The following is an 8131-nucleotide window of genomic DNA, read 5'->3' as shown; positions in this document are numbered from 1 at the left end:
TGAACTCGCCCGACAGGTTGGACTTGACCGAGAGGTTGCCGAAGCAGGGCTCGATCGAAGCGTCCACGCCAATGATGTTGGAGATGGTCGCGGTGGGTGCGATGGCCACGCAGTTGGAGTTGCGCATGCCGTCGGTGGCGATCTTCTGGCGCAGAGCGTCCCAGTCCAGGCTGCTGCTGCGGTCCACGTCCACATAACCGCCGCGCTCGCGAGAGAGCAGGTCCAGCGTGTCGGGCGGCAGGATGCCCTGGTCCCACAGAGAGCCTTTGTAGCTGGCGTAGCGGCCACGTTCGCGAGCCAGCTCGGTCGAGGCCCAATAGGCGTGGTAGCAGATCGCTTCCATCGAGCGGTCGGCGAACTCGACCGCTTCGTTGGACGCGTAGGGGATGCGCAGTTCGTACAGCGCGTCCTGGAAGCCCATCAGGCCCAGGCCCACCGGGCGGTGGCGCATGTTGGAGTCACGCGCTTTCTTGACGGCGTAGTAGTTGATGTCGATCACGTTGTCGAGCATGCGCATCGCCGTCTTGATCGTCTTCTGCAGCTTCTGATGGTCGACGCCGCCGTCTTTCAGGTGCTTGAGCAGGTTGATCGAGCCGAGGTTGCAGACCGCGGTTTCGGTGTCGCTGGTGTTGAGCGTGATCTCGGTGCAGAGGTTGGAGCTGTGCACCACGCCGGCGTGTTGCTGCGGCGAGCGGACGTTGCAGGCGTCCTTGAAGGTGATCCAGGGATGGCCGGTCTCGAACAGCATCGTGAGCATCTTGCGCCACAGGTCGGACGCGGGCACCTTGCGGCTGGGCTTGATCTCGCCGCGCTCGGCCTTGGCTTCGTAGGCCACGTAGGCCGTCTCGAAGTCGGCACCGAACAGGTCGTGCAGGTCGGGCACGTTGTTGGGCGAGAACAGGGTCCAGTCGCCCTTTTCCATCACGCGCTTCATGAACAGGTCGGGAATCCAGTTCGCCGTGTTCATGTCGTGGGTGCGGCGGCGGTCGTCACCGGTGTTCTTGCGCAGCTCCAGGAATTCTTCGATGTCCAGGTGCCAGGTTTCCAGGTAGGTGCAGACCGCGCCCTTGCGCTTGCCGCCCTGGTTCACCGCGACGGCGGTGTCGTTCACGACCTTGAGGAACGGCACCACACCTTGCGACTCGCCATTGGTGCCCTTGATGTGGGCGCCCAGGGCGCGCACGCGGGTCCAGTCGTTGCCCAGGCCGCCGGCGAACTTGGACAGCAGCGCGTTTTCCTTGATCGACTCGTAGATGCCGTCCAGGTCGTCGGGCACGGTGGTCAGGTAGCAGCTGGAGAGCTGCGAACGCAGTGTGCCGGCGTTGAACAGCGTGGGCGTGGACGACATGAAGTCGAACGAGGACAGCACTTCGTAGAACTCGATGGCGCGGGCTTCGCGGTCGATCTCGCCCAGCGACAGGCCCATGGCCACGCGCATGAAGAAGGACTGGGGCAGCTCGATGCGGGTCTTGCGCACGTGCAGGAAGTAGCGGTCGTACAGGGTCTGCAGGCCGAGGTAGTCGAATTGCAGGTCGCGCTCGGGCTTGAGCGCAGCGCCCAGGCGGGCCAGGTCGAACTGCAGCAGCTTCTCGTCGAGCAGCTCGTTGTCCACGCCCTTCTTGATGAACAGCGGGAAGTTCTCGGCGTAGCGCGCGCCCATCTCGGCGGTCGGCACTTCTTCGCCCATCACTTCCTTGACGATGGTGTGCAGCAGCAGGCGCGCGGTGGCGTAGGTGTAGTCGGGGTCTTTTTCGATCAGCGTGCGCGCGGCCAGGATGGAGGCCTTGTAGACCTCTTCGATCGGCACGCCGTCGTACAGGTTGCGCTTGGTCTCGGCGACGATGGGGTCGGCCTTCACGTCTTTGCCCAGACCCTTGCAGGCGTCTTCGATCAGGTGCTGCAGACGGTTCAGGTCCAGCGGCACGCGCTGGCCGCCGTCCATCACGTGCAGCAGGGCTTCGGCCGGTTTGGCGGCTTCGGCCTGGTGGGCACGTTCCTGGGTGCGGCGCTCGCGGTACAGCACGTAGGCGCGGGCCACTTCGTGGTGGCCGCCGCGCATCAGGCCCAGCTCCACATGGTCCTGCACGTCTTCGATGTGGAAGGTGCCGCCGCCGGGACGCGAGCGCATCAGGGCGCGCACCACGGTCTGGGTCAGCGCATCCACCGTTTCGCGCACGCTGGCCGACGCCGCCCCTTGGGTGCCGTGCACCGCGAGAAAGGCCTTCATCAAGGCCACGGCGATCTTGCTGGGCTCGAAGGACACCACGGCGCCGTTGCGGCGAATGATCTGGTAGTGGGCCAAGACCGAGGTCGGGCTTTCCGTCAGCGCGGCAGGGTTGCCGCCGTGCATCGCTTGGGACGGGGTGTGGGACGGGGTGGATGGTGCGATTTGCATGGGTCCTCTTGCTTTCGTTTGTTTTGTTTCGCTGGCCTTTGTGCGCAAAGGCGGGTGGCTGGGTTGGGCCGGATCGGTCGGTGCTGTCGGGGCGGTGCGCTGGGCAAAGTGCCGTCAGGGCCGGTTGGACAGGAGGACTGGTTTGGCGCAGCGCACACTATATCTGGTGTGCGAAGCCTCTTCAAGCCACTACCCGTAGTGTTTGAAGAAAAAGTCGCTGCTTCGAAATGGTGCCATTTCGTCAGGTAAAACGGCGGCTCGATCCGGGTGAAAGGGGGCTGCGGGTGGCGCTGTGCGGAACGGCGGTGGTGCTGCTTCCGGATGCCTGAATCCAACAACGGCGCGTGTTGTCGCCGGATTTGTCGTTGAACACCGCACCGTGTCTGGTGTGGCCAGACGGCTGCGCTGGCTGACTTCAGGGTGGGTTCAGGCAGGACGCTGATCGGTTCCGATCACGCATTCGGGAAAACACCCGTGAGCCCAGCGCAGGTCCCGCTGGAGCCGGGCCCAGTCAAAGCCCGGCCCGGGATCCTGTTTGCGGCCCGGCGCAATGTGTTCGTGGCCGGCGATGTGGGCAATGGCGTGGCGTTCGCGCAGGCGCTGGCACAGCCGGGCCAGCGTGGCGTACTGGGCGGGCTCGAACGTCAGGCCTTCCAGCCCTTCCAGTTCGATGCCAATGGAGTCGTCGTTGCATTGCGAGCGCCCGCGCCAGCACGACACACCGGCGTGCCAGGCGCGGTCGTCGGTGCTGACGAACTGCAACAGCGTGCCATCGCGGCGCACGAAAAAGTGCGTTGAGACCTCGATGCCGCGGATCTGCTCGAAGTAAGGGTGCGCCGACCAGTCCAGCTGATTGGTGAACAGCTGCTCCACTTCGGGGCCACCGTATTCACCGGGAGGCAGGCTGATCGAATGCAGCACGATGAGGTCGACCACGGCCGTTGCCGGGCGAGCCCCGAAGTTGGGCGAGGGCACCCGGCGCGCCGCCGCGAGCCAACCCCCATCCCAGACCGGCTCATGCTCCATGAGGTCAGGCGTGGTCGTCATCGTCCGACGGCATGGTGATGCCCAGCCGCTGGATGCGGTAGCGCATCTGGCGCAGGTTGAGGCCCAGTCGCGTTGCAGCGGCCGTGCGGTTGAAATCGCATTCCTTGAGGGCCTTGAGCAGCACCTGCCGTTCCTGTTCGTCGAGGAAGATCTGCAGGTCGGCAGGGATGCCGGGGCCCACGGGGTCTGCCGAGTCCTGGTGGGCGACCGGCGCGAGCGGTGCCGGAGCCTCCCGGCGGTCACCATCCCCCTCGCCGTGGTCGGTGAAGTCGTGGGCCTGAAGCGTGGTCCCGGAGCTGAGCGCCATGGCGCGTTGCAGCAGGTTTTCCAGTTCGCGGACGTTGCCGGCCAGCTCGCACGAGCGCAGCCAGGCCAGGGCGTCGTCGGACAGCGCGGGGGTGGCGTAGCCCGACTCGCTGCAAATCCGTTGCAGCAGTGCCTGCACCAGTTCGGGCAGGTCCTCCCGGCGCTCGCGCAGGGCTGGCGTGCGCAGCCCGATCACGTTGAGGCGGTAGAACAGGTCCTGTCGGAACTCGCCGCTCTTGACCAGCGCCGCCAGGTCGCGGTGGGTGGCGCTCACGAGGCGCACGTCCACACCTTCTTCCTGCACACCGCCCAGCGGGCGCACGCGCCGCTCCTGGATCACGCGCAGCAGCTTGGCCTGCATGCCCAGCGGCAGGTCCCCGATCTCGTCGAGGAACAGGGTGCCGCCCTTGGCCGCCTGGAAATACCCGTCGCGGTCTTGCGTGGCGCCGGTGTAGGCGCCTTTGCGCGCGCCGAAAAACTCGGCTTCGATCAGGTTGTCGGGAATGGCGCCGCAGTTGACCGCGACGAATGGTCCGCCCGCGCGGTGGCTGCACTCGTGCACCGCGCGGGCCACCAGCTCCTTGCCGGTGCCCGATTCGCCGAGGATCAGCACCGGGGCCATGCTGGTGGCCACCTTCTCGATGCGGCCGCGGATCTGAACCATGCTGGGGGACGTGCCCACGATGCGTTCGAGGGCCTTCACGCCGCCGGGTGGCGGCGGCGCGCTGCGGCCGGCCGCGTCGTTCAACGGGGCACGCGTGAGCGTGGTGGCCAGCGGGTGGCGCTGGCCCTGGATCGCCGCATTGACGGCTGCGCGCAGTTGTTTGAGGTCCACCGGTTTGGTGAGGTAGTCGAAGGCGCCCGTCTTGAGTGCCTCAACCGCGTTCTCTGCCGAGCCGTACGCGGTGATCACGATGGACTTCTCATTCCGTTGCTGGGCGGCCAGCTCGCGCAGCAACTCCAGGCCCAGGCCATCGGGCAGGCGCATGTCGGTGATCAGCACATCAAAACGGCGCTGGCCGAGCCACTCGCGAGCCTGGGCCAGGTCGGGCGCGGAGACCACCTCGTGGCCTTCGCGCAGCAGGGTGAGTTCGTAGAGGGTTCGCAGGTCCGGTTCGTCATCGACGACCAGCACACACGCGTTGGGGGAGGCGGACATGGCGGACGCGTCAGAGCGTGGAGAGTGAAGGGGGGTCGGCCTGGGACAGGCCGGGGCGCGTGTAGGCCGCCACCGAGTCGCCAGGCGGGTAGCTCAGGCTTTGCTGGGCCGGTGTTTTGCTCGACCCATCGATGACGGGCGCGAGCACATAGAACTCGTTGCCCTCCCGCTGGTCGAGACGGCTGCGCTGGTAGGCGATCTGGGCGCCATAGCGCTCGCTGAGCTCCCGGCAGATGTACAGGCCCAGACCGCTGGAGCGGCTCTCGGACGAAAAGAACGGTTCAAACAGGTGCCGCAGCACGCTGGCCTCCAGCGGCGCACCGTCGCTCCAGACCGACAGGCGCACCCGGTCGTTGCCGTGGGGCTGCGAGATCACCCGGATGGACGACGGCTGGCCGCTGGCGTGGCGCAAGGCGTTGTCGAGCAGGTTGATCAGCAGGCGTCGCAGGTGCTCGGGGTCGAAGCCGATATGGGCGCCCGGCGCATGGGGGTGAACGCCCAGCACGCCCTGGGCCTTGTTCTGCTTGAGCCACTCGTGGGCGATCTGGCGCAGGGTCTGGTCCACCGGCAAGGCGGGGACACCGTCGTCCTGGCTGGGCTGGACCCTGGCGACGTTGAGGATGTCGTCCACGATGCGCGAGAGCCGTTGCGCGTTCTGTTCGATCATGCGGGTGAGGCGCTTCTGCCCCGGCTCCGAGACCTCTTCGTCCAGCAGGGCGTTGGCCTGGGTGATGGCCGAGAGCGGGTTGCGGATTTCGTGGGCCACCGCCGCCGACATGCGGCCCATGGACGCCAGCTTCTCGGTGCGCACCCGCGCTTCCACTTCGCGCAGGTCTTCCAGGAACAGCACGCACAGCTCCGATGGGCGCCCGCTGGGCGAGCTGGTCAGGCGGGTGCGGGCGAAGAAACGGTGGGTGGTGAACTCGTCGGGGTCGATCCGCACCTCCGATTCGAGTCCCTGGCCGACCATGAAGGTCCTGTCCACCAGGTAAGCAATGCCGTTCCAGCCCGGGCGCGCGGACAGCAGCAGTTTGGCGGCGTGCGGGTAGCTGTCGCCCATCAGCATGTTCTGGGCCGCCGGGTTGGCGTTGCGCACCACGCCGTGGCGGTCCACCACCAGCACGCCTTCGCTCAGGCTCTCGATGATCAGCTCATTGACCTGTGCCTGGGTGCGTGCGGCCGCCTGGCTGCTCTGTGCCAGCACCTCTTCCCGCGCCAGGCGCTGCGCCAGCTGGTTGGCCAGGAACGCGATCAGGAAAAAACCGGTGCCCGTCAGACCGGCCTGCAGCAGGCTCGCGGTGGACACGGCACTCAGCAGGGGCGCGTTCAGTGCCGCGTCGCCCAGCAGGTAGAGCGTGACCCCGGCCGCGGTGGCCAGGGCCAGCGTCATCGACCCCAGGATGGACGCCAGCAGCACCGGCAGGGCAAACAGGGGCGTGTAGTTGATGCCGCTCTGCTGAAAATACTGCAGCACAGCGAAGGCCACCAGATCCACGCCGATCGACATCAGCCACTGCATCCCGAACGGTTTGCCGGGCTCGATCGGGCGGGTCCAGAACAGCACCGCGAGCGCCGCGCTCAGGTGCAGTGCATTGACCAGCACCAGCCACCTGGGGCCGCCGCTCTGGGTGAGCAGCACAAACACCTGCAGGGCCAGCAACACCAGCGCGATGAACACCCGCGCCCGCATGAAGGCCCGCCAGAGCCGCACATACGCCCGGACCCGGTGGACCTGTCCGTGGCTGCTGGCCCCGGCCTCCAGGGTGGAAAACCAGGACGGTGCGAACTGGGAGGTGCCTTCGTGCGCCATGTCAGCGCCCGGATCGCAAACCCGGGATCATGGCGATGGCCCTTCGTTTTGCCGGCGATGTTCCTGGCAGCAGTACACACCCTGCTGGCCCTTGACCACTTCGGCCTCGGGCAGGTGGGTGCCGCAGTGGTCGCACGCCACCATGGCCACCGGCTTGCCCGGCCCGCGGGGCGGTGGCGCACCGGGGCGCTCGTTCAGCCGGTTGTTGCGCCAGACCCAGAAAGCCACCAGCACCACCGCCAGGACGAGAAGGAATTTCATCGGGGGGTCAGGCGCGTTGCAGAACGACTTCGAGCACGAAGCGGGAGCCGGCGTAGCCCAGCAGCAGGAAACCCGCGCCCAGGTACAGGGTGCGCACCGCGACCCGCCCGCGCCAGCCCAGGCGCCAGCGGCCCCAGAGCAGCACGCCCATGATGAGCCAGGCCAGCACGGAGAACAGGGTCTTGTGGTTCCAGACCCAGCGCTCGTTGATGAGTTCGGAGAACCAGCCGCCGACCAGCAGCGTGGCGCTCAGCAGCACAAAGCCCGCCGCCACGAAACGGAAGGTGAGCCGCTCCAGGGTGAGCAGGGGCATCGAGGTTTCCGCGGTCGTGCCCTGCCGCATCGCTTTTTCGGCGCGTTGCATCAGCCAGGCGTGCACCACGGCCGCCGCAATCAGACCATAAGAGGCAATGCCCAGGGCCCAGTGCAAGGGCATCCAGCTGTAGCGCAGGGCGTGGTATTCGGAGCCGGGGAAGAGCAGGGCCAGCAGGACCGCGAGGGTGCCCAGCACCGCCAGCGTCCAGCGGGCCTTGAGCTGCGGGTACATCCGGCTCTCAATGAGGTAGACGGTGAGCACCAGCCAGGCGGTGACCGAGAGCGCCGGGGCAAACCCGAAACGCGCTGGCGTGTCCAGCAGCGCCATGGCCAGCACGATCAGGTGCAGCAGCCAGGCCGAGGCCAGCACGCCACGCGTCTGGGCGGGTGTCATGCGCGGATGGGCCCAGGCCAGGAAGGCGTACGACAGTGCCGCCACCGCCGACAGCAGCGCTGCGGGCGGGTTGGTCGTGAGGGCGGGCATCAGGTTCATGGCGTCGGTGTGGAAACCGGTGTCGGGCGCAGGGCGCGGCTAAAATCGTCAGCAGAGTTTAAAGCGTCTTGGCCGTGCGAACCGCTGGCGTTCCGCCACGCGACCAGGACCCCGGCCAGTCCGCTGCCGCCACCACCCACCCGACCCGAGCGCACCCCATGGCATCAGCCCTTTCCGACCGTCTGTCACGCATCGTCAAGGAAATGCGCGGCCAGGCCCGCATCACCGAGAGCAACGTCACCGACATGCTGCGCGAGGTGCGCATGGCCCTGCTGGAGGCGGACGTGGCGCTGCCGGTGGTGCGCGACTTCATCGCGCGGGTGAAAGAGAAGGCGCTGGGCCAGG

At 67.1% G+C, this 8131-nt stretch carries 7 protein-coding genes; 1 reads left to right on the top strand and 6 read right to left on the bottom strand.

Annotation, left to right across the window (positions count from 1 at the left end):
• The 6 genes from IV088_RS21700 to IV088_RS21675 all read right to left on the bottom strand — a co-directional run.
• A partial coding sequence (locus IV088_RS21700; RefSeq protein WP_291106092.1) for a ribonucleoside-diphosphate reductase subunit alpha occupies window positions 1-2350 on the bottom strand: 2350 nt, incomplete at its 3' end.
• Window positions 2351-2821: 471 nt separating this feature from the next.
• Entirely contained in the window at window positions 2822-3421 is a 600-nt protein-coding gene (gene ampD / locus IV088_RS21695; RefSeq protein WP_291106089.1) for a 1,6-anhydro-N-acetylmuramyl-L-alanine amidase AmpD, read from the bottom strand.
• A 4-nt stretch (window positions 3422-3425) separates the two neighbouring features.
• Window positions 3426-4907, bottom strand: coding sequence for a sigma-54 dependent transcriptional regulator (locus IV088_RS21690; protein WP_291106087.1), 1482 nt, complete (start codon window positions 4905-4907; stop codon window positions 3426-3428).
• 10 nt (window positions 4908-4917) lie between these two features.
• Window positions 4918-6717, bottom strand: coding sequence for an ATP-binding protein (locus IV088_RS21685; protein ID WP_291106085.1), 1800 nt, complete (start codon window positions 6715-6717; stop codon window positions 4918-4920).
• Window positions 6718-6744: 27 nt separating this feature from the next.
• Window positions 6745-6978 carry a PP0621 family protein gene (locus tag IV088_RS21680; RefSeq protein ID WP_291106084.1) on the bottom strand — a complete coding sequence of 78 codons (234 nt, stop codon included), beginning with the start codon at window positions 6976-6978 and terminating at the stop codon, window positions 6745-6747.
• A 7-nt stretch (window positions 6979-6985) separates the two neighbouring features.
• Window positions 6986-7786, bottom strand: coding sequence for an inner membrane protein YpjD (locus IV088_RS21675; protein WP_291106083.1), 801 nt, complete (start codon window positions 7784-7786; stop codon window positions 6986-6988).
• A 158-nt stretch (window positions 7787-7944) separates the two neighbouring features.
• Between IV088_RS21675 and IV088_RS21670 the strand changes: the two genes are divergently transcribed.
• Window positions 7945-8131, top strand: a 187-nt coding sequence (locus tag IV088_RS21670; RefSeq protein ID WP_291106081.1) for a signal recognition particle receptor subunit alpha, incomplete at its 3' end; no start/stop codon positions are given.

It is taken from the genome of Hydrogenophaga sp., assembly GCF_018780075.1.
Classification (GTDB): domain Bacteria; phylum Pseudomonadota; class Gammaproteobacteria; order Burkholderiales; family Burkholderiaceae_C; genus Hydrogenophaga.
The sequence above is the reverse complement of the archived record's forward strand: the minus strand, read 5'-3'. Positions and strand labels throughout refer to the sequence as shown.

Excerpts from the sequence above, each read along its gene's own strand:
- ampD (WP_291106089.1), bottom strand. The coding sequence starts at position 3,421 with ATGGAGCATGAGCCGGTCTGGGATGGGGGTTGGCTCGCGGCGGCGCGC.
- IV088_RS21690 (WP_291106087.1), bottom strand. The coding sequence starts at position 4,907 with ATGTCCGCCTCCCCCAACGCGTGTGTGCTGGTCGTCGATGACGAACCG.
- IV088_RS21685 (WP_291106085.1), bottom strand. The coding sequence starts at position 6,717 with ATGGCGCACGAAGGCACCTCCCAGTTCGCACCGTCCTGGTTTTCCACC.
- IV088_RS21680 (WP_291106084.1), bottom strand. The coding sequence starts at position 6,978 with ATGAAATTCCTTCTCGTCCTGGCGGTGGTGCTGGTGGCTTTCTGGGTC.
- IV088_RS21675 (WP_291106083.1), bottom strand. The coding sequence starts at position 7,786 with ATGAACCTGATGCCCGCCCTCACGACCAACCCGCCCGCAGCGCTGCTG.